Here is a 21,728-nt window from a genome sequence, read left to right as displayed (position 1 = left end):
ACTTGGCGGGAATCACGCCGTAGAGGCCGTGGTGTGCGGGGGTACAAACCTCACATTCATCCCTCGAATGGGTGATCAGTTTCACGCTCGGCGAGAGGCGGTCAGTCGGGCGTGGTGGGCTCGGTAGCATCAAGCACCGGCCCGGACGGGGGATCGAAGCCGCCCCCTGAGCCGTGTCCGCTCTGGGGCACCCCGTCCGCCGGTTGACGCAGCCGGAGGTGCCCATGAGTGCGGAGGCCACGAATTCCGTGACCCCAGGCCCGATGCCGGGCGCGGTGTCAGGACCGGTGACGCCGACAGCCCCCCGCAGAAAGGCCCGCCCCCGGATCGACCTGCGCCGCCTCGGCCGCGCGGCTCTGCTCGGCCCCGCCGCCCGGGGCCGGCTGCCCGACGCCATCAGCCATGTCGTCGAGGCCCACCGTGCCCACCACCCCGACGCGGACCTCGAACCCCTGCGCCGCGCCTACGTCCTGGCCGAGTCCTCGCACCGCGGCCAGATGCGCAAGAGCGGCGAGCCGTACATCACGCACCCGCTCGCCGTGACCCTGATCCTCGCCGAACTCGGCGCAGAGACCACGACGTTGACCGCGTCCCTGCTGCACGACACCGTCGAGGACACGGACGTGACGCTCGACCAGGTCCGCGACCAGTTCGGCGAGGAGGTCCGCTACCTCGTCGACGGCGTCACCAAACTGGAGAAGGTCGACTACGGCGCCGCCGCCGAGCCCGAGACCTTCCGCAAGATGCTCGTCGCCACCGGCAACGACGTCCGCGTCATGTCGATCAAACTCGCGGACCGGCTGCACAACATGCGCACTCTCGGCGTCATGCGCCCCGAGAAACAGGAGCGCATCGCCAAGGTGACACGTGACGTGCTCATCCCGCTCGCCGAACGGCTCGGCGTCCAGGCGCTCAAGACCGAACTGGAAGACCTGGTCTTCGCGATCCTGCATCCCGAGGAGTACGCGGCTACCCGGGAGTTGATCGTCCGCAACGCGGCCCGCACGGACGACCCGCTCGCCGAGGTCGCCGACGAGGTACGCGGCGTGCTGCGCGAGGCGGACATCCCGGCCGAAGTCCTCATCCGGCCACGCCACTTCGTCTCGGTGCACCGCGTCTCCCGCAAACGCGGCCGGCTCCGCGGCTCCGACTTCGGCCGCGTCCTGGTGCTGGTGAACGAGGACGCCGACTGTTACGGCGTCCTGGGCGAACTGCACACCTGCATGACGCCGGTGGTCTCGGAGTTCAAGGACTTCATCGCCGTACCCAAGTTCAACCTCTACCAGTCGCTGCACACGGCCGTGGCGCGCGAGGACGGCCAGGTCGTCGAGGTCCTCGTCCGCACGCACCAGATGCACAAGGTCGCCGAGGCCGGCGTCGTCGCCCTCGGCAACCCGTACGCGCCGGCCCCCGACGACCCGGCCGACGGCGAGCGCGTGGACCCCACCCGCCCGGGCTGGCTCTCCCGGCTCCTCGACTGGCAGGAGGCGGCACCCGACCCCGACCACTTCTGGTCGACCCTGCGGGAGGACCTCGCCCAGGACCGCGAGATCACCGTCTTCCGGCCCGACGGCGGCACCCTCGGCCTGCCCGAGGGGGCGACCTGTGTGGACGCCGCGTACGCGCAGTACGGCGAGGACGCCCACGCCTGCATCGGTGCCCGGGTGAACGGCCGCCTGGCGACGCTGAGCACCGTCCTGAAGGACGGTGACACCGTCCAGCTGCTCATGGACCAGGACGCGGCGTCGGAGCCCTCCCGGGAGTGGCTGGAGCACGCACACACGCCCGCGGCCCGGATCGCCATCCAGCGGTGGCTGGCCGCCCATCCGGCGCAGGCCGAGGCCCAGCGGACCGAGACCCGGGAGAACCGGCAGGCCGAGGAGCGTGCGGCGGCTCCCCGTCCCGCCACAGCCGACGCACCCGAGCCGGACGGACCGGCCCGGGGCAACGTCCTCACCGACCGGCCCGGCGCGGCCGTCCGCCTCGCCGGCTGTTGCACCCCCGTACCGCCCGACGAGATCACCGGTTTCGCCGTACGCGGGGGAGCGGTCACCGTGCACCGTGCCGAGTGCGCCGCGGTGGCCCGGATGAGGAACGGGGGGCGTACGGAGGTCGGCGTGCGCTGGGGCGAGGCCGCCGAGTGCCGGGTCACGCTGGTCGCCGAATCGTTCGTCCGTCCCCATCTGCTCGCGGACCTCACCGAGGCCATGGCCCTCGAAGGCGCCGAGATCGTCTCCGCGACCGTCGAACCCCCGACCCAGCAGCAGGTCCGCCACACCTATACCGTGCAGCTCCCTGACGCGGCCCACCTGCCGGCCCTGATGCGCTCGATGCGCAACGTGGCGGGGGTGTACGACGTGAGCCGGAACCAGCCGCAGACACAGGGCGGCTGAGCCGGTCCGGCCCCCGCCATCCGAGAGCGGCTACCGGCCCAGAGCACCGTCCCCGGTTCGGGTGGGCCGGACGCGTGTCGCCCCCGTCGCGCACGCCCGCGCTGATAGCCGTGGGGCATGATCACCACCCCCCACAGCCACGCCCCCCGCCCGCGCCGTCGGAGAACGGCGGTGGCGCTGCTCGCCTCGGCCGTCTCCGTCTGCCTCGTCTCGGCGAGCGCCCCCGTCGTTCCGCTCGGCGTCGGCGACCGGCTCTTCCCGTACCTGGGCAACCCCGGCTACGACGTGGCGTCGTACGACCTCTCCTTCACCTACCCCGGCAGCAACAGCGAGCCGCTGCGGGCCGTCACCACCATCGACGCCTGGACGACCGCCGACCTGGACCGCGTCAACCTGGACTTCGCCCACGGCACGGTCGAATCGGTCGAGGTCGACGACGCCCCCGCGGAGTTCCGCACCGCCGGCGAAGACCTGGTGATCACACCCGAGCACTCCGTGCCGGACGGCAACTGGATGCGGATCACCGTGCGGCACACCAGTGACCCCCTGCCGCCCAAGGGCCGCGAGGGCGGCTGGGTGCGCACCGCGGACGGCCTCGCCATGGCCAACCAGGCCGACGCCGCCCACCTGGTGTTCCCCTGCAACGACCACCCCTCCGACAAGGCGGTGTTCACGATCAGGGTCACCGCCCCCGATGGCCACACAGCCGTCGCCAACGGCCTGCCCACCGGTGTGAGCAGGTCCGGCGGGTCGACCACGTGGACGTACCGCACACGGCATCCCATGGCCACCGAGCTCGCACAGGTCTCCATCGGCCGCTCCACGGTGCTGCGCCGCACCGGCCCGCACGGGCTGCCCGTACGGGACGTCGTCCCGACCGAGCACCGCAAGGCGCTGGAGCCCTGGCTGGAGAAGACCCCCGGCCAGATCGCCTGGATGGAGGGCAAGCTCGGCCGCTACCCCTTCGAGACGTACGGCCTGCTCATGGCCGACGCCTCCACCGGCTTCGAACTCGAGACCCAGACGCTCTCCCTCTTCGAACGGAAGCTCTTCACCGAGCCCGGCCACCCGAAGTGGTACGTCGAGTCGATCATGGTCCACGAACTCGCTCACCAGTGGTTCGGCGACAGCGTCAGTCCCCGCACCTGGTCCGACCTGTGGCTCAACGAGGGATACGCCACCTGGTACGAGGCGCTCTACGCCGAGAAGCAGGGCGGCAAGCCGATGCGGGACCGGATGAAGGCCGCGTACGGCGCTTCCGACGGCTGGCGGGCGGTCGGCGGCCCGCCCGGCGCCCCCAAGGCCCCCGAGCCGGGCAACAAGACCGGCATCTTCCGGCACAACGTGTACGACGGCGCCGCGCTCGTCCTGTACGCCCTCCGCCAGGAGATCGGCCACGCGGCCTTCGAGCGCCTGGCACGCGCCTGGGTCAGCCGCCACCGGGACGGCACGGCGGCGACGAAGGACTTCGTCCGGCTCGCCGCCGAGGTCTCCGGGCGCGACCTGGACGGCTTCTTCCAGGACTGGCTGTACGGCGAGCAGACCCCGCCGATGCCGGGGCACCCGGACTGGAAGCGGCAGGCGCCCGCACAGCCGCAGGCCTCGGCGAAGCAGGCCGCGCCGGCACAGACGCCCGCCCGATAACACGGTGACGAGACGCCCCGTGCCGTGCGACCATCTTCAGGTCGGCGCGGTACGGAGCGCCGGGAATCTCCCGGACCGCCCGTGCGTTGCAGACAGAGAACGGCTTCCCATCTACGTAAGGATCCAATGACCTCCTCTTCTTCCTTTTCCCAGGACACCAAGCGCTTCGCGCACAGCCACCCCGAGGGTCTTCGGGCCGATGCCCTGATGGAAGAGGACGTCGCCTGGAGCCACGAGATCGACGGAGAGCGGGACGGCGACCAGTTCGACCGCTCCGACCGCGCGGCCCTGCGCCGTGTGGTGGGCCTCTCCACCGAGCTCGAGGACGTCACCGAGGTCGAGTACCGCCAGCTCCGCCTGGAGCGGGTCGTCCTCGTCGGTGTCTGGACCTCGGGAACCGTGCAGGACGCGGAGAACTCCCTCGCGGAGCTCGCCGCCCTCGCGGAGACGGCCGGCGCGCTGGTGCTCGACGGTGTCACCCAGCGCCGCGACAAGCCCGACGCGGCCACCTACATCGGCTCCGGCAAGGCCGAGGAGCTGCGCGACATCGTCATCGAGACGGGCGCGGACACCGTCATCTGCGACGGTGAGCTCAGCCCGGGCCAGCTGATCCACCTCGAGGACGTCGTCAAGGTCAAGGTCATCGACCGGACGGCCCTGATCCTGGACATCTTCGCCCAGCACGCCAAGTCCCGAGAGGGCAAGGCGCAGGTCGCACTCGCGCAGATGCAGTACATGCTGCCGCGACTGCGCGGTTGGGGTCAGTCGCTGTCCCGGCAGATGGGCGGCGGCAAGGGCGGCGGCCTCGCCACCCGTGGTCCCGGTGAGACCAAGATCGAGACGGACCGGCGCCGGATCCGCGAGAAGATGGCGAAGATGCGCCGGGAGATCGCGGAGATGAAGACCGGCCGCGAGATCAAGCGCCAGGAGCGCAAGCGCCACAAGGTGCCGTCCGTGGCCATCGCGGGCTACACCAACGCCGGCAAGTCGTCGCTGCTCAACCGCCTCACAGGCGCGGGTGTGCTGGTCGAGAACGCCCTGTTCGCGACTCTCGACCCGACCGTGCGCCGGGCCGAGACCCCGAGCGGACGGCTGTACACGCTGGCCGACACGGTCGGGTTTGTACGCCATCTGCCCCACCACCTGGTCGAGGCGTTCCGTTCCACGATGGAGGAGGTCGGCGAGTCCGACCTGATCCTGCACGTGGTGGACGGTTCACACCCGTTCCCGGAGGAGCAGCTGGCCGCCGTGCGCGAGGTGGTCCGGGATGTCGGCGCCACCGACGTGCCCGAGATCGTCGTGATCAACAAGGCCGACGCGGCCGACCCGCTGACGCTCCAGCGGCTGCTGCGCGTCGAGAAGCGGTCCATCGCCGTCTCGGCCCGCACCGGCCAGGGCATCGAGGAGCTGCTCGCGCTCATCGACAACGAGCTGCCGCGTCCGTCGGTCGAGATCGAGGCGCTCGTGCCGTACACGCACGGCAAACTGGTCGCCCGTGCCCACGACGAGGGCGAGGTGATCTCCGAGGAGCACACCCCGGAGGGCACCCTGCTCAAGCTGCGGGTGCACGAGGAGCTGGCGGCGGAGCTCACGCCGTATGTTCCGGCGCCGGCGCTCTGAGCTTTTCCTGAGCGCCGTCCCGCCCGACGCGAGAAGGCCCGCCCCCTGTGGCCAGGGGGCGGGCCTTCAGCATGTGCGGGTCACTGACCGCCGTAGGTCCTGCTCATGTTCTGATAGAGCGCCTCGGCGTCCCGGCCCAGTTGCGGACCGGCCAGCCAGGTGTTGTCGGCCGGGCCGATCGAGGTGTTGGAGACCAGCACCGACTTGCCGTTCAGGACCCGGAACCAGCCGCCGCCGGAAGAACCGCCCGTCATGTCGCAGCCGATGCGGTACATCGTCGGCAGGCTCGGGCTGAGCGAGAACCGGCCGGGGATGTCGATGCACTTGAACATCTTCTCGCCGTTGTAGGGCGGTGCGGCCGGGTAATCCCAGGCGCCCATGTTGGCGGCCTCGGCGGCGGACGGGGCGGAGAAGTCGACGTCCAGCGCGGTGCCGACCGTCTCCTCCAGCGACTTGGCGCCCCGCTCCGGCTTCACGTGCAGCACGGCGTAGTCGTACGCGGCTCCGTCACCGCCGGTCTCAGAACCGCCCTGGATCCACTGGTTCGAGGTCGAGGCCCAGTTCGCCCACCAGTTGCCGTACGGGGCGATCTCCGCCGGGTTCGCGTTGCTCAGCTCCGCCTCGGACTTGCCGAGGTCGTTGTAGGCCGGGACGAAGACGATGTTGCGGTACCAGCCGCCCTTGCCACCGGCGTGCACGCAGTGACCCGCAGTCCACACCAGGTTCGACTTGCCCGGGTGGTTGACGTCCTTGACGACCGTGCCGGAGCAGACGGCCGGGCCGTCGGGGGAGTCGAAGAAGACCTTGCCGACCGGCGCCGCGTTGCGGTGGTACGGCGTCTTCTCGGCCTGCGCCCGGACGGGTGCCGGGTCCGGGTCGCTGACGCCCTGGCCGGCCGACGCGTCCTTCGTCGTGACCGTCTTGTCGGCCTCCTCGGCGGACCGCATCCGCTCCGGCTTCCACAGGCCCGCGATCACCGGGTTGACGAAGTCCTTGGCGTCACTGAGCCACTTGTCCCTGTCCCAGTCCTTCCAGCCGCCGTCCTTCCAGCGGTCGACGTCGATCCCGTGCTCCTTGAGCTTGCCCGCGAGGTCCGCCGGGATCTTGACCTTGCCGCCGCCGTCCGCGGCGGCCTGGGATGAGGTGGCGTCGGGCTTGTCGCTCGCCGAGTCGGCCGAGCCGCCACAGGCGGTCGCGGTGAGCGCCAGGGCGGCGACGAGCCCGGAGGCGGCGAGGACGGTGCGCCGCCCGCGCCTCGGCGCGGGCGTACGTGTGGAACGCATGGTGCTATGCCCCCGTTGGTGCGTATCAGTGTGGTGCTGGTGCTGGTGCTGGTGCTGGTGCTGGTGCCGGTGGCCGACGCCGGTGGTCGGCGCTGCGTGTGCATGACATGGGCGCGGCGCGTGTGTCTCCGCGCGACTCCCCACTATGCCCGCGGAGTTGAGGGCGTCCCGGGGTGGGGCGGTGAAGGTTTCCGAGAGCCCCCGGGCCGGATGTCATCAGCCCGGGGGCGCTGGTGCGCCGGTCGCACCGGCTGCTCGGGGTGTGGCACCCCGCCGAGGGCGCGGGTCAGCCGGCCGTCACCGACCGGCGAACTTCTTGCTGACCGAGTCGTACACGCCCTTGGCCGCATCGCCCAGACGAGGTCCGGCCAGCCAACCCGACGTGACCGGGCCGATCGAGGTGTTGGACACCAGCGCCGGCTTGCCGTCCGCACCGGTCGCCACCCAGCCACCACCGGACGAACCTCCGGTCATGGTGCAGCCGATGCGATACATCGTCGGATCCGACGCGGTGACCGACAGCCGCCCGGGCCGGTCCTGGCACCGGTACAGCTTCTGCCCGTCGTAAGGCGGTGCGGCCGGGTAGCCGATCGCCGTGACGCTCTTCACCTGCGGCACCGGGGGCGCCTTGAAATCGACCGGCAGCGCCGAACCGACTATCTCCTCCAGCGACTTGCCGCCGCTGCCCTTCTCCGGCGTCACATGGATGACCGCGAAGTCGTACGGGGCGCCGTCGCCACCCGTCGAACCGCCCTGCTCGATCCACTGGTCCGAGGTCTGCGCCCAGTCGCCCCACCAGACACCGTAGGGAGCGACGTCCTCGCGGGTGGCGTTCTCCAGCGCCTCCACCGGCTCGCCGTCGTCGTTGTACGACGGCACGAACGCGATGTTGCGGTACCAGCCGCCCTTCTTGCCCGCGTGCACACAGTGGCCCGCCGTCCACACCAGGTTGGACTTGCCCGGGTGCGCCGGATCCTTCACCACGGTCGCCGAGCAGACGGCCGAGCCTTCGGGGGAGTCGAAGAACACCTTCCCGGCCGTAGGGGCGCTGGCGTGGTACGACGGCGGCACGGCCTGCGCCTGGACCGGCTCGGGCGTCGAGTCGGTCACGCCCTGGTCACCGGAGAGGTCGCTGTCGTCGACACTCTGGTCGGGCTCCTCGGCCTCCCGCATGCGGTCCGGGTTCCAGAGCCCCTCGATGATCGGGTTGATGTACTCGTTGGCCTCGCGCAGCCAGTCGTCCCGGTCCCAGTTCTTCCAGGCGCCGTTCTTCCACTTGTCGATGTCGATCCCGTGCTCGCGGAGCCGGTCCCTGATGTCGGCCGGGATCCTGAGCTTGCCGTCGTCGGAGGCCGTGGCGGAGGCGGAGGCCTCACCGCCGGCCGTGGCGTCACCCGACTCGCAGGCGGTGGCGGTCAGCGCGAGCGCCGAGGCGAGGGCCACGGCGGCCAGCGCGGGGGAGTTCCTGCGGTGCGGCCTCTCCTCTCGGCGGGCGGCGGACGTTGGTCGAGTGGGTCGCATGATCTGACTCCCCCTGTACGGAACGAACGTGGACGAACCGGTGCCTGTGCCCCGATATCCGCCTGTCTCGCGGGGAATTGGGGCCGCCTCACGGTGTCCGGGAACGGCACCACACACTATGCGGCGGCTGTGGGGGCGGTCCGACGGATCCGCAACAGTTCCGTTACGGAAAGGATCTTGAGGCAACCCGTAACCCAGTGAGTGATCCGGTGTTGGTAGCGGTGGGGGGCCTGCTGCCTGTGCGCGGTCCTCTGTGCCCGTGCCCAGTAGGAGGTCAGGGAAGCCGTGGCGGAATCCACCCATGGGGGTTGTGCGTCAGAGGAGGCCGCTGTGGGGCGTACGCAGGTGAAATCCCCCGGTGGGGCTGTCGACGACACGACCCCCACGGCGCGCCCGGCGCAGGAGGGAATCCTCCGCCGCCAAGCCGCACGCGAATCCGCCGCCCGGACCTACGCCCGAGCCCTCCCGATCGTGCCGGTACGGGCCCGAGGACTGACCATCGAGGGCGCGGACGGCCGCCGCTATCTGGACTGTCTCTCCGGCGCCGGCGCACTCGCCCTCGGCCACAACCACCCGGTCGTCCTGGAGGCCATCCGCAAGGTCCTCGACTCCGGCGCGCCCCTGAACGCCCTCGACCTTGCGACACCCGTCAAGGACGCCTTCCTCACCGAACTGTTCCGCACCCTGCCGCCGGGCCTCGCCGACCGGGCGCGCGTGCGCTTCTGCGGACCGGCGGCCGACGAAGCCGTCGAGACCGCCTCCGCGCTGGTCCGCGCGGCGACCGGGCGGAACGGTCTCCTGGCGTTCACCGGCGCCGGTCGCGGAAGGACCACCCGGCTTCGCGAAGACGCGTCCGCCCACCACAACCACGTGTGGGCCACCCGGCTTCCCTATCCGCAGGACTACCGCTGCCCCTTCGGCGTCGGGGGCGAGCACGGGGCCGACCTCGCCGCCCGCTGGGCCGAGTCCCTCCTCGACGACCCCGGGTCCGGAGTGCCGCTGCCCGCCGGGATGATCATCAAGGCCGTGCAGGGCGAGGGTGGGGTGATCCCCGCGCCGGACACCTGGCTGCGACGCATGCGACAGCTCACGGCCGACCGGTCCATCCCCCTGATCGCCGACGAGATCGAGACGGGCGTGGGCCGGACGGGCGCCTTCTGGGCGGTGGAGCACAGCGGCGTGACCCCCGACGTGATGGTCCTCTCCAAGGCCATCGGCGGCAGCCTGCCGCTGGCCGTAGTGGTCCACCGCGACGACCTCGACACCGGGGAAACCGGCACCCCCGCAGGCACGTTTCCCGGCAACCAGCTCGCCATGGCCGCCGGCACGGCGACCCTCGCCCACGTCCGCGAGAACGCCCTCGCCGAGCGCGCGGCGAGGCTGGGGGCGCGCATGCTGCATCAACTCCACGCGTTGGTTCCCGAGTTCGCGTGCGTGGGGGACGTGCGGGGGAAGGGGCTGATGATCGGGGTCGAGCTGGTGGATCCAGAGGGGGAGCCGGGCCTGCCGGAGGCTCCTGGGGCTGAAGGGGGCGGCGGGGAGACGTCGGTGATGCCGGGCATCGGACACCGGCCCTCTCCCGCCGCACCCGAACTTGCGGCTGCGATCCAGCAGGAGTGCCTGCGGCGCGGCCTCATCGTCGGACTCGGCGGCCGACACGCGAGCGTCGTACAACTGCTGCCTCCCTTGACCATCACCGATGAACAAGCGGCCGCCGTACTGGACCGCCTGGCCGACGCGGTCCGAGCAGTGGCTCGGTGCCGCGGTGATGGCACGGCAGCCGCACCGTGACACGGCGTGCTTCCACGGCGTGGGAGTCCACGCCGTGAGCCTGCGCGCCTGACCGCGTGCGCGCCGAGCCATCCGCCCGCCGGCCCCGCCTTCCCGCCGGGCACGCCGGACGCCATGAGCCTGCACGCCGCGCATCTTCGCCCCCCAAGAGCCGCCGAGTGACTCCTCGGCACGCATCTCCCACCCGCACGATCCGGAACCACCCCGTGAGGTACCTGCCTTGAACGCCGCCCCCCACCCCGACGACCTCGCACCGACGCCGGGGCAAGGTTCCGTTGGCGCCTGGACACCGGGAGCGCCACCGCGCCCGGGGGTCCCTCGTCCGCGGCCGTCGGCGCAACCGGCCGCAGGGCCGCGCGAAGGCCATGGCATCGACCCCATGGAACATGCCGACCCCCACACCGTCGCCCAGACGGCCGCCGTGGAGAACCTGCTCCGCTGCTGGGCTCGTGAGACCGATCAGCCCGCCCCAGCCGACGGCGTCCTGCGCATTCCCCTTCCCGCCAGCGGCACGGCCCTCCTGGCCCCGGTCCGGTACTGGTCCTCGACGGGCTGGCACCGCTTCGGCCCTCCTCGTCTGGCCGATGCTCCCGAGGACGCCCCGCCGGCCGACGCCGTCACGGTTGCCGCCCTGCTCGCCAGGGAGACATCCGCAGACGGCTCTCGCATCAGCCCCGCCCTCTACTCCGGCCCCGCTTCCGACTCCGGCCCCACGGGCGCCTCCGCCTCCCTCGGCGCCGAGGTCAGTGACGGCGTGGAGCTCGTCGCGGCTGTTGCCGACTCCCTCCGACGTGTCGCCTGCTTCATCACCGACCGCCGGGAACGCCCGGCCGACGGACCCGATCTCTTCCTGTCCGCGGAACAGGCACTCCTCCTAGGGCATCCCCTGCACCCGGCCCCGAAGAGCCGCGAGGGTCTTTCCGAGGCCGAAGCGCTCCTGTATTCGCCCGAGTCTCGCGGGTCCTTCCCTCTCCACTGGATGGCTGTCGCTCCCTCCGTCCTCGCCACCGACTCCTCCTGGACCGAACGCGGCCGTCCAGTCGCCGCGCCCCGGCTCACTGCCCGCCTGGCCGGGACCGGGGCCGGGGCCGGACCGGCCCTGCCGGACGGGTACGCCCTGCTGCCCCTGCACCCCTGGCAGGCCCACGTGGTCCGGCACCGCCCGGAGACCGCTGCCCTGCTCGACAGCGGACTGCTCCGCGACCTCGGCACCTACGGAGCTCCCTGGCACCCCACCTCCTCTGTACGAACCGTCTACCGCACCCTTGCCCCCGCGATGCTCAAGTTGTCGCTGGGCCTGCGTATCACCAACTCCCGTCGCGAGAACCTCCGCAAGGAGCTTCACCGCGGCGTCGAGGTCCACCGCTTGCTCCGCAGCGGCCTCGCGCGGCAGTGGCGGGCCGCGCACCCGGACTTCGACATCGTTCGGGACCCGGCCTGGCTCGCCGTCGACACCCCGGGCGGCGACCCGGTGCCCGGACTGGACGTGGTGATCCGACACAACCCGTTCGGCCCCTCGGACGACGTCTCCTGGGTCGCCGGTCTCGTCGCGCCGCGTCCGTACTCCCCGACCACGCCGGAGGACATTCCGGGGAGTCCGGGAAGGCCCGGCCCGGCCCTGTGGTCCCGGCTGGCCGAGGTCGTCACCCGTCTCGCCCGCCGTACCGGCCGTCCCCGCGGCGCCGTCGCCGCCGAGTGGTTCCTGCGCTACCTCGAGCACGCCGTGCGACCCGTCCTGTGGCTGGACGGTGAGGCCGGCATCGCGCTGGAAGCGCACCAGCAGAACACCCTGCTTCTGCTGGACTCCGACGGCTGGCCCACCGGCGGCCGCTACCGCGACAACCAGGGTTACTACTTCCGCGAGTCCCGGCGCGCGGACCTCGACGCCCGGCTGCCCGGCATCGGAGAGCGGAGCGACACGTTCGTCTGTGACGAGGTCACCGACGAGCGGCTCGTGTACTACCTGGCGGTCAACAACGTGTTCGGCCTGATCGGGGCCTTCGGCTCCCAGGGGCTGGCCGACGAGCGGCTGTTGCTCGCGGCCTTCCGCCGCTTCCTCGGGAACATCGCCTCGGATCCGGCCCGCCTGCGCACGTCGCTGCCCGCCCGGCTGCTCGACTCACCCGTCCTGCGTTGCAAGGCCAACCTGCTGACCCGTCTGCACGGACTCGACGAACTCGTCGGCCCGGTCGACACCCAGTCCGTCTACGTCACCATCGGCAACCCCCTGCACTCCTGATCACTCTGATCGTCCGCCTGACCACAACTGACCTGTTCATTTGAGGACATGCCACATCACCCTTTCTGAGAGGAGCGTTCGGTGCCTCCCGCCGACCCGATCGCCGAGACCGGTATCGCCGTCCCTGTCATGGCCGACGTGGCCTCGGGTGCCGGGTCCCGCGTCGACTCGGAAGCCAGGCCAGATGTCGAATCCGACGCTGATCCCGGTGCCGGTGCCGGGGCCGGTGCCGGTGCCGGTGCCGAGTCCGGTGCCCGCGTAGGTGATTTCGCCGATACCGAGTCCCGCGCCTGCCCCCGTGACCTCGCCGGTGCCGACGGTTTCGGCCGCGTCGACTCCCGCAGCAGGACCGATGACGATCCCGGCGCGAGGTCCGGCGAGCGCGGCAGGGCGAGCGGGCACAGCGAGGACACCATGGACCTGCGGCTCCCGGACGAGCTCATCGCCCTCGCTGGGGAGGCCCCGCCCCTCGGCCCCGCGGCCCGGAGACGGGACCAGGGCGCGGAGCAGCCCTCCGTCTCCATCGCCGCGGCCTTTGACCCGTCCCAAGCCTCCTTCGTCCCGTGTCACCAAGACCGAGACGAAGACCGAGACGAAGACCAAGACCTCCTCGACCACGTCGCCGGCTGGGGGCCGGCCGATACTCCAGCGGGCGTGTTCCACCTCGTCCCCGCGCGCATCGAACGCGACCTCCCGCTCATCAGCCGCTGGATGAACGACCCCGCAGCGGCGGCCTTCTGGGAGCTGGCCGGACCCCAGGACGTGATCGCGGACCACCTACGGGCTCAGCTCGCCGGTGACGGGCGCAGCGTGCCATGTGTCGGCGTGCTGGACGGAGCGCCGATGAGCTACTGGGAGATCTACCGGGCGGATCTGGACCCTGTGGCCCGTCACTACCCCGCCCGGCCTCATGACACGGGAGTCCACCTTCTGGTCGGCGGGGTCGCCGACCGGGGACGCGGCCTCGGCGGTCTGCTGCTCCGTGCCGTCGCCGATCTCGTTCTCGCGCAGCGACCCTCCTGCGCACGCGTCATCGCGGAACCCGACATTCGCAACACCCCCTCCATCGCCGCTTTCCTGACCGCCGGCTTCCGGTTCTTTGCCGAGGTCGACCTGCCCGCCAAGCGGGCCGCCCTCATGGTCAGAGACCGGCCCCTCCGGCACCTGCTGTAGCGCTGTGTGACCGCGCCATCACTCATTGAACGCGGCTCGCGCCGCCGCAGTTCCCACCCGCCGCGAAAAATCTCCCGGACGGCTCCGCCGCGACTTCACTCACGCAGCCGCCGGCCCAGCCACCGCCCCGCCCCGTCGAGGAGCCCAAGGTCTTGATCCCGTCCCCCGCCTCCGCCTTGATCGCCCGTTTGTCAGTGCAGGGTCGTAGGGTGGTCGCGCTATGACGAAGCCCTCACTCCCCGAACTCCTGCACGCTGCCGTCACTGCCGTCGGCGGTACGGAGCGCCCCGGTCAGGTGGCCATGGCCGAAGCCGTCGAGGAAGCGATCGACGACGGCTCCCACCTGCTGGTCCAGGCCGGCACCGGCACCGGCAAGTCGCTGGGCTATCTGGTGCCCGCCCTCGCGCACGGGGAGCGAGTCGTCGTCGCGACGGCCACCCTGGCCCTGCAGCGCCAGCTGGTGGAACGCGACCTGCCGAGAACGGTCGAGTCGCTGCACCCCCTGCTGCGCCGCCGCCCGGAGTTCGCGATGCTCAAGGGCCGGTCGAACTACCTGTGCCTGCACCGGCTGCACGAGGGTGTCCCGCAGGACGAGGAGGAGGGCCTCTTCGACCAGTTCGAGGCCGCCGCGCCCACCAGCAAGCTGGGCCAGGACCTGCTGCGGGTGCGCGACTGGGCCGACGAGACCGAGACCGGCGACCGTGACGACCTCACGCCCGGCATCTCGGACCGCGCCTGGGCCCAGGTGTCGGTGTCGTCCAGGGAGTGCCTGGGCGCCTCGAAGTGCGCGTACGGCGCGGAGTGCTTCGCCGAGATGGCCCGCGAGCGGGCCAAGCTCGCCGAGGTCGTCGTCACCAACCACGCGCTGCTCGCGATCGACGCCATCGAGGGCGCCCCGGTCCTCCCGCAGCATGAGGTGCTGATCGTCGACGAGGCCCACGAACTGGTCTCCCGGGTCACCGGAGTCGCCACCGGCGAACTCACCCCCGGCCAGGTCAACCGCGCGGTGCGCCGAGCCGCGAAACTCGTCAACGAGAAGGCCGCCGACCAGCTCCAGACCGCCGCCGAGGGTTTTGAACGGCTGATGGAGCTGGCGCTGCCGGGTCGTCTGGAGGAGATCCCCGAGGACCTCGGGTACGCCCTCATGGCGCTGCGCGATGCCTGCCGCACGGTCATCTCCGCGATCGGCGCCACCCGCGACAAGTCCGTCCAGGACGAAGACGCCGTCCGCAAGCAGGCCCTCGCCTCCGTGGAGAACGTGCACGACGTGGCGGAGCGGATCACCAACGGCTCCGAGTGGGACGTGGTCTGGTACGAGCGCCACGACCGCTTCGGTGCCTCCCTGCGCGTCGCCCCCATGTCCGTCTCCGGGCTGCTGCGGGAGAAGCTCTTCGCGGACCGCTCCGTGGTCCTGACCTCCGCGACGCTGAAGCTGGGCGGCGACTTCAACGGCGTAGGCGCCTCCCTGGGCCTCGCCCCGGAGGGCACCGAGGGCGACGACGTCCCGAAGTGGAAGGGCATCGACGTCGGCTCGCCCTTCGACTACCGCAAGCAGGGCATCCTCTACGTCGCCAAGCACCTGGCGCGCCCCGCGCGGGACGGCGATCGCGCCGACATGCTCGACGAGCTCACCGAGCTGATCCAGGCGGCGGGCGGCCGCACCCTCGGCCTGTTCTCCTCGATGAGGGGCGCCCAGCTGGCCGCCGAGGAACTGCGTTCCCGGATTCCCGAGTTCCCGATCCTCCTCCAAGGCGAGGAGACGCTCGGCGAGCTCATCAAGAACTTCTCGGCCGACCCGAAGACCTGCCTCTTCGGCACCCTGTCGCTCTGGCAGGGCGTGGACGTCCCGGGACCCAGCTGCCAGCTGGTCGTCATGGACAAGATCCCTTTCCCGCGCCCGGACGACCCCCTCATGAGCGCCCGCCAGAAGGCCGTCGAGGACGCGGGCGGCAACGGCTTCATGGCGGTGGCCGCCACCCACGCCGCGCTCCTCATGGCGCAGGGCGCCGGCCGTCTCGTCAGGGCGTCGGGTGACCGTGGTGTGGTCGCCGTCCTGGACCAGCGTCTGGCGACGGCCCGGTACGGCGGCTATCTGAAGGCGTCTCTGCCCGACTTCTGGTTCACGACGGACGGCAACCAGGTGCGGAAGTCGCTGGCGGCGATCGACGCGGCGGCCAGGCAGACGGAAGGCGGATGAGCCGCCGGGTGGTGTGTGGCGCGGGGCACGCACCACCCCTCACGTGCATGAGCCGTGAGGCGCAGTGGTCGGGCTGACGGCTCCGGGACAGCGCAGGGCCCCGGAACCGGCGCAGGGGTTCCGGGGCCCGGTCAGAGGGCGGCCTCGCGGGGCCGACCGACGCGGTGCGCGCTGATCAGACGCGCCGCAGTACGGCCACCACCTTGCCGAGGATGGTGGCGTCGTCGCCGGGGATCGGCTCGTATGCCGCGTTGTGCGGCAGCAGCCAGACGTGCCCGTCCTCGCGCTTGAAGCGCTTGACGGTGGCTTCGCCGTCGAGCATCGCGGCGACGATGTCGCCGTTCTCGGCGACGGGCTGGCGGCGCACCGTGACCCAGTCGCCGTCGCAGATCGCGGCCTCGATCATCGAGTCACCGACGACCTTGAGGACGAACAGCTCACCGTCGCCGACGAGCTGGCGGGGGAGAGGGAAGACGTCCTCGACGGACTCCTCGGCGAGGATCGGGCCACCGGCGGCGATCCGGCCGACCAGCGGCACGTACGACGCGGCCGGCTTGCCCGCGGTGTCCGTGGGCTGCACCGAGGCGGCCTGGTCGGAACCGCGCACCTCGTAGGCGCGCGGACGGTGCGGATCGCGGCGCAGGAAGCCCTTGCGCTCCAGTGCCATCAGCTGGTGTGCGACGGAGGAGGTGCTGGAGAGGCCGACGGCCTGACCGATCTCCCGCATCGACGGCGGGTAGCCACGTCGCTGCACCGAGTCCCTGATGACCTCGATCACGCGGCGCTGGCGATCGGTGAGTCCGGAGCTGTCCGCCCGGATGCCCGGAGGTCGGCCCGGCAGGGAGCGCTTGTGCCCCTCAGGGTTCGTGGCTTCGTTCATCGCATGCACCGGCTCCAGTCGGCCCTGGGAGCGGTCCTGGGCAGTGATGGCGGCACTGTCTGCGGTGGTGGTCACGTCGGCCCCTCTCGATGGTCTCCCTGCTGGACAACGGTAGTTGCTTTCGAAAGGTTGCGCCAAACACACGTTCGAGTGAAAAATCGCGAATCACCGGACGCGATCATGTGTCCGGGTGTATTGGCGTCCGCGCCACCTGGCGGGCAAAAGGGTTCATTGCTGTACTCTTCACCGCCGGGGTGATCACCTCGTGGACTGGTGCCCCAGTCTGCCATCCGGCATTCCCCTGCCTTGGGACCAGCCGTCATCTGCGCCGGAGTCCCACGTCCCCTCCCCGCGGCGCCCACGGTATCTCCGCATGTGCCGCGGCGATACGGCTGTGCGGAAACGGAGGCGGGCATGTCCCGCGGGAAGCCGTCGGCAGCCGCACCCCCGGGTGCGCGGGACCGTGCGGCTCGGCCTGCCACATGTCACCTGCGCCTATGTGTGCGACGCGCGGGAACGGCGTGGATGTATGAGCCAATCCCCACATCTAGTGGTTGGATTGCAGCAGCAGCCCAGAAGTTGTGGTCCCCCGGGTCTTGAGGCCCATGGTCATCGCCTATGCTTGGGGCTGCTTCGTGGGGCGCAAGAGGCCCGGCGAGGTTATTGAGTCTGCTGTGAGGAGGGTTGGGAGTTCATGCACTGCCCCTTCTGCAGGCACCCCGACAGTCGTGTCGTCGACAGCCGTACGACCGACGACGGCACATCGATCCGCCGGCGCCGCCAGTGCCCTGACTGCTCCCGTCGTTTCACGACCGTGGAGACGTGCTCGCTCATGGTGGTGAAGCGGTCCGGAGTCACCGAGCCCTTCAGCCGTACGAAGATCATCAATGGTGTACGCAAGGCGTGCCAGGGACGGCCCGTCACCGAGGACGCGCTCGCTCAGCTCGGCCAGCGGGTCGAGGAGGCGGTGCGGGCCACGGGCAGCGCCGAGCTGACCACCCACGATGTGGGGCTGGCCATACTCGGCCCGTTGCAGGAGCTCGATCTCGTCGCCTACCTGCGCTTCGCCTCCGTCTACCGGGCGTTCGACTCGCTCGACGACTTCGAGGCGGCCGTCGAGGAACTCAGGGCGCAGACAGGACAACCGGACGCGGACGACGGAGACCGCGAGAGCGCGGCTGCGGGGAGCCAGGAAGACCACCGCGGGCCCGGAGGGGCGGAACACGTCCCCGAGCCCGCAGGCGCCGCCGACTGACAGGTGGGCCGGACCCGGAAGGCAGCTCCGGGCCCGGCCGGGCGGCGGCGATGAGAAGACCGTTGCGGGCGATGCGAGTGGGTGCCCGCAACACCAGACAGAACACCGTGCCACGGGAACAACGGGGCACTTCAGGGCGTTTTCGCCCGTACAGGGAGGCGGCATGACAGAGACGGCGAGCGGTCCGGCACGGAGTTCCCGCGCCAAGAGCGCCAAGGCGAGCAAGGGCCTGCGTGTCGAGCGTATCCACACCACCCCTGGGGTCCACCCCTATGACGAGGTGGCCTGGGAGCGCCGTGACGTCGTCATGACCAACTGGCGCGACGGCTCGGTCAACTTCGAGCAGCGTGGCGTCGAGTTCCCCGACTTCTGGTCGGTGAACGCGGTCAACATCGTCACCAGCAAGTACTTCCGGGGTGCCGTGGGCACCCCGCAGCGTGAGACCAGCCTCAAGCAGCTGATCGACCGCATCGTGAAGACGTATCGGAAGGCCGGGGAGGACCACAAGTACTTCGCCTCGCCCGCCGATGCCGAGATCTTCGAGCACGAGCTGGCGTACGCCCTCCTGCACCAGATCTTCAGCTTCAACAGCCCTGTCTGGTTCAACGTCGGCACCAAGCAGCCCCAGCAGGTCTCCGCCTGTTTCATCCTGTCCGTCGACGACTCCATGGAGTCGATCCTCGACTGGTACAAGGAAGAGGGCATGATCTTCAAGGGCGGCTCCGGCGCCGGCCTGAACCTCTCCCGGATCCGCTCCTCCAAGGAGCTGCTGTCCTCCGGTGGCAACGCCTCCGGCCCGGTCTCCTTCATGCGCGGCGCCGACGCCTCCGCAGGAACGATCAAGTCCGGTGGCGCCACCCGCCGCGCCGCCAAGATGGTCGTCCTCGATGTGGATCACCCGGACATCGAGGACTTCATCGAGACCAAGGTCAAGGAAGAGGAGAAGATCCGCGTCCTGCGCGACGCGGGCTTCGACATGGACCTGGGCGGCGACGACATCACGTCCGTCCAGTACCAGAACGCCAACAACTCGGTCCGCGTCAACGACGAGTTCATGAAGGCGGTCGACCAGGGCGGCCAGTTCGGGCTGCGCGGCCGGATGACCGGCGAGGTCATCGAGGAGGTCGACGCCAAGGCGCTCTTCCGCAAGATCGCCGAAGCCGCCTGGGCCTGCGCCGACCCCGGCATCCAGTACGACGACACCATCAACAACTGGCACACCTGCCCCGAGTCCGGCCGGATCACCGCGTCGAACCCGTGCAGCGAGTACATGCACCTGGACAACACGTCCTGCAACCTGGCCTCGCTGAACCTGATGAAGTTCCTGAAGGACGACGGCAAGGGCAACCAGTCCTTCGAGGCCGAGCGCTTCCAGAAGGTCGTCGAGCTGGTCATCACCGCGATGGACATCTCGATCTGCTTCGCCGACTTCCCGACCCAGAAGATCGGTGAGAACACGCGCGCGTTCCGCCAGCTCGGCATCGGTTACGCCAACCTCGGCGCCCTGCTGATGGCCACCGGCCACGCCTACGACTCCGACGGCGGCCGCGCCCTCGCCGGCGCCATCACCTCCCTGATGACGGGCACGGCGTACCGGCGCTCCGCCGAACTCGCCTCGGTCGTCGGCCCGTACGACGGCTACGCCCGCAACGCCGACGCCCACAAGCGCGTCATGCAGCAGCACTCGGACGCCAACGACAAGGCCGTCCGCATGGACGACCTGGACACCCCGGTGTGGGCCGCCGCCAGCGAGGCCTGGGGCGACGTGCTGCGCATGGGTGAGAAGAACGGTTTCCGTAACTCCCAGGCGTCCGTGCTCGCCCCGACCGGCACCATCGGCCTGGCGATGTCCTGCGACACCACCGGTGTGGAGCCCGACCTCGCGCTGGTCAAGTTCAAGAAGCTGGTCGGCGGCGGCTCGATGCAGATCGTCAACGGCACCGTCCCGCAGGCCCTGCGCCGCCTCGGCTACCTCGAGGAGCAGATCGAGGCGGTCGTCGCCCACATCGCCGAGAACGGCAACGTGATCGACGCCCCCGGTCTCAAGCCCGAGCACTACGAGGTGTTCGACTGCGCCATGGGCGAGCGGGCCATCTCCCCGATGGGCCACGTCCGCATGATGGCCGCGATCCAGCCGTGGATCTCCGGCGCCATCTCCAAGACGGTCAACATGCCGGAGACGGCGACCGTCGAGGAGGTCGAGGAGATCTACTTCGAGGCCTGGAAGCTGGGCGTCAAGGCGCTCGCGATCTACCGTGACAACTGCAAGGTCGGCCAGCCCCTCTCCGCCAAGACCAAGGAGAAGGAGAAGGCCGAGATCACGGAGAAGACCGAGGAGACGATCCGTACCGCGGTCGAGAAGGTCGTCGAGTACCGCCCGGTCCGCAAGCGCCTCCCGAAGGGACGTCCCGGCATCACCACGTCCTTCACCGTCGGCGGCGCCGAGGGCTACATGACCGCCAACTCCTACCCGGACGACGGTCTCGGTGAGGTCTTCCTCAAGATGTCCAAGCAGGGCTCGACCCTCGCGGGCATGATGGACGCCTTCTCCATCGCGGTCTCCGTCGGCCTCCAGTACGGCGTGCCGCTGGAGACGTACGTCTCGAAGTTCACCAACATGCGCTTCGAGCCGGCCGGTATGACGGACGATCCGGACGTGCGGATGGCGCAGTCGATCGTCGACTACATCTTCCGCCGCCTGGCGCTGGACTTCCTGCCCTTCGAGACGCGCTCCGCGCTCGGCATCCACTCCGCCGAGGAGCGTCAGCGTCACCTGGAGACCGGGTCTTACGAGCCGTCCGACGACGAGGTCGACGTCGAGGGTCTGGCCCAGTCGGCGCCGCGCGCCCAGGAGCTGAAGGCCGTTTCCGCTCCGAAGGCCGAGGAGGCGGCCAAGCCCGCCCCGCAGCAGGCCCACACCAGTGCCGAACTGGTGGAGATGCAGCTGGGCATCCAGGCCGACGCCCCGCTGTGCTTCTCCTGCGGTACGAAGATGCAGCGCGCCGGTTCCTGCTACATCTGCGAGGGCTGCGGCTCGACCAGCGGCTGCAGCTGACGCCGAGCGCCTGAGCCGATGACGGAGGGGCACCGCCTGCGGGCGGTGCCCCTCTCGTCGTACCTGCCTCGTCGGCGGCGAGGTCAGGGTCGCTGGGCCGCACCCATCGTCCTGGTGAAGTCCACCGGGTCGCCCTCGAAGCCACGGAGGCCGGGGCGGAAGCCCCAGGGGCCGGAGCCGTCCCGGGTGAACTCGGCGACCGTCGCCGCCGTCGCCCCCAGGACACCGCCGAAGTCGTCCTCCGCCAGGACGGTGTACCCCTCGCGGATACGCAGTCCGGGGTTGCTCACGCTGACGAAGGTGCGCTCCGCCGGGCGCTGCTGTATGACGACACCGACGACCACGCGCGCGTACCGGACGTCGAGCCGGTCGAGTTCCAGCGTCATGACTTCGTCGTAGCCGAAGCCCTGGCCGTCCTTGCTGTCCCGGTTGAGCGTGATGGTGCCGTCGGGGGAGCGGCTGTCGAAGTGCACCACGTACGCGGGATCGCCGTGCGGATCGTCCGCCGGGTAGGTGGCCGCGACCAGGTCCAGATCGGTGGACGGCTGCCCCGCCGGGCTGGGATCCCACCGCACCGCGATCTCGACCTTGCGAAGCCCCTTGTTGAGCCCGTCCACCAGCATCCCCTTCTCCGTACCGACCCGCCCGTCGGCCCAACTGCCGGGCCCTCATGACTG

13 protein-coding genes are annotated in these 21,728 nt (G+C 70.6%); 9 read left to right on the top strand and 4 right to left on the bottom strand.

Features of this window, described 5'->3' with window-relative positions; all coding sequences use genetic code 11:
• Positions 1–224: 224 nt before the first annotated feature.
• The 3 genes from ACIRDU_RS27910 (at position 225) to hflX (ending at position 5,657) form a co-directional block, all read left to right on the top strand.
• The gene (locus tag ACIRDU_RS27910; RefSeq protein ID WP_403584130.1) at positions 225–2,393 is read left to right on the top strand and encodes a RelA/SpoT family protein; all 2,169 of its coding nucleotides are present in this window, start codon (positions 225–227) and stop codon (positions 2,391–2,393) included.
• Positions 2,394–2,510: 117 nt separating this feature from the next.
• Positions 2,511–4,037, top strand: coding sequence for a M1 family metallopeptidase (locus ACIRDU_RS27905; protein WP_403584128.1), 1,527 nt, complete (start codon positions 2,511–2,513; stop codon positions 4,035–4,037).
• A gap of 126 nt (positions 4,038–4,163) precedes the next feature.
• Positions 4,164–5,657 (top strand): GTPase HflX, encoded by a 1,494-nt coding sequence (gene hflX / locus ACIRDU_RS27900; RefSeq protein ID WP_403584126.1) that lies wholly within the window; start codon positions 4,164–4,166, stop codon positions 5,655–5,657.
• Between the two features lie 80 nt (positions 5,658–5,737).
• Here the strand turns inward: hflX and ACIRDU_RS27895 are convergent, their stop codons facing one another.
• On the bottom strand, positions 5,738–6,940 hold the full coding sequence (locus ACIRDU_RS27895; RefSeq protein ID WP_403584124.1) for a trypsin-like serine peptidase: 1,203 nt from the start codon (positions 6,938–6,940) through the stop codon (positions 5,738–5,740).
• A gap of 297 nt (positions 6,941–7,237) precedes the next feature.
• A complete protein-coding gene (locus ACIRDU_RS27890; RefSeq protein WP_403584121.1) occupies positions 7,238–8,461 on the bottom strand; it encodes a trypsin-like serine peptidase in 1,224 nt (407 codons plus the stop codon).
• Between the two features lie 330 nt (positions 8,462–8,791).
• Here ACIRDU_RS27890 and ACIRDU_RS27885 point away from each other — a divergent pair, with 330 nt between their 5' ends.
• From ACIRDU_RS27885 to ACIRDU_RS27870, 4 genes are all read left to right on the top strand, one after another.
• Complete coding sequence (locus ACIRDU_RS27885; RefSeq protein ID WP_403584119.1) at positions 8,792–10,252, top strand: aminotransferase class III-fold pyridoxal phosphate-dependent enzyme; 1,461 nt, start codon at positions 8,792–8,794, stop codon at positions 10,250–10,252.
• A 220-nt stretch (positions 10,253–10,472) separates the two neighbouring features.
• Complete coding sequence (locus ACIRDU_RS27880; RefSeq protein ID WP_403584116.1) at positions 10,473–12,491, top strand: IucA/IucC family protein; 2,019 nt, start codon at positions 10,473–10,475, stop codon at positions 12,489–12,491.
• Positions 12,492–12,629: 138 nt separating this feature from the next.
• On the top strand, positions 12,630–13,664 hold the full coding sequence (locus tag ACIRDU_RS27875) for a GNAT family N-acetyltransferase (RefSeq protein ID WP_403584245.1): 1,035 nt from the start codon (positions 12,630–12,632) through the stop codon (positions 13,662–13,664).
• A 220-nt stretch (positions 13,665–13,884) separates the two neighbouring features.
• Positions 13,885–15,861: an ATP-dependent DNA helicase gene (locus ACIRDU_RS27870; protein ID WP_403584114.1), complete on the top strand. Its 1,977-nt coding sequence runs from the start codon at positions 13,885–13,887 to the stop codon at positions 15,859–15,861.
• 175 nt (positions 15,862–16,036) lie between these two features.
• Here ACIRDU_RS27870 and lexA read toward each other — a convergent pair whose 3' ends face one another.
• Positions 16,037–16,816 carry a transcriptional repressor LexA gene (lexA, locus tag ACIRDU_RS27865; protein ID WP_030845416.1) on the bottom strand — a complete coding sequence of 260 codons (780 nt, stop codon included), beginning with the start codon at positions 16,814–16,816 and terminating at the stop codon, positions 16,037–16,039.
• Positions 16,817–17,435: 619 nt separating this feature from the next.
• On the opposite strand from lexA, the gene nrdR reads away from it, so the two are divergent.
• Together nrdR and ACIRDU_RS27855 are read left to right on the top strand one after the other, a co-directional pair.
• The gene (gene nrdR / locus ACIRDU_RS27860; RefSeq protein WP_403584112.1) at positions 17,436–17,996 is read left to right on the top strand and encodes a transcriptional regulator NrdR; all 561 of its coding nucleotides are present in this window, start codon (positions 17,436–17,438) and stop codon (positions 17,994–17,996) included.
• A 163-nt stretch (positions 17,997–18,159) separates the two neighbouring features.
• The gene (locus ACIRDU_RS27855) at positions 18,160–21,051 is read left to right on the top strand and encodes a vitamin B12-dependent ribonucleotide reductase (protein ID WP_403584110.1); all 2,892 of its coding nucleotides are present in this window, start codon (positions 18,160–18,162) and stop codon (positions 21,049–21,051) included.
• 83 nt (positions 21,052–21,134) lie between these two features.
• On the opposite strand, the gene ACIRDU_RS27850 is transcribed toward ACIRDU_RS27855, so the two are convergent.
• On the bottom strand, positions 21,135–21,668 hold the full coding sequence (locus ACIRDU_RS27850) for a TerD family protein (protein WP_403584243.1): 534 nt from the start codon (positions 21,666–21,668) through the stop codon (positions 21,135–21,137).
• Positions 21,669–21,728 lie beyond the last annotated feature (60 nt).

It is taken from the genome of Streptomyces sp. NPDC093598 (assembly GCF_044764825.1).
In the GTDB taxonomy this organism is placed as follows: domain Bacteria; phylum Actinomycetota; class Actinomycetes; order Streptomycetales; family Streptomycetaceae; genus Streptomyces.
This window is presented reverse-complemented; position numbering and strand designations above follow the sequence as displayed.

Bases quoted from the DNA above. Each gene is read 5' to 3' on its own strand.
- ACIRDU_RS27910 (WP_403584130.1), top strand. From the start codon at position 225: ATGAGTGCGGAGGCCACGAATTCCGTGACCCCAGGCCCGATGCCGGGC.
- ACIRDU_RS27905 (WP_403584128.1), top strand. From the start codon at position 2,511: ATGATCACCACCCCCCACAGCCACGCCCCCCGCCCGCGCCGTCGGAGA.
- hflX (WP_403584126.1), top strand. From the start codon at position 4,164: ATGACCTCCTCTTCTTCCTTTTCCCAGGACACCAAGCGCTTCGCGCAC.
- ACIRDU_RS27895 (WP_403584124.1), bottom strand. From the start codon at position 6,940: ATGCGTTCCACACGTACGCCCGCGCCGAGGCGCGGGCGGCGCACCGTC.
- ACIRDU_RS27890 (WP_403584121.1), bottom strand. From the start codon at position 8,461: ATGCGACCCACTCGACCAACGTCCGCCGCCCGCCGAGAGGAGAGGCCG.
- ACIRDU_RS27870 (WP_403584114.1), top strand. From the start codon at position 13,885: ATGACGAAGCCCTCACTCCCCGAACTCCTGCACGCTGCCGTCACTGCC.
- nrdR (WP_403584112.1), top strand. From the start codon at position 17,436: ATGCACTGCCCCTTCTGCAGGCACCCCGACAGTCGTGTCGTCGACAGC.
- ACIRDU_RS27855 (WP_403584110.1), top strand. From the start codon at position 18,160: ATGACAGAGACGGCGAGCGGTCCGGCACGGAGTTCCCGCGCCAAGAGC.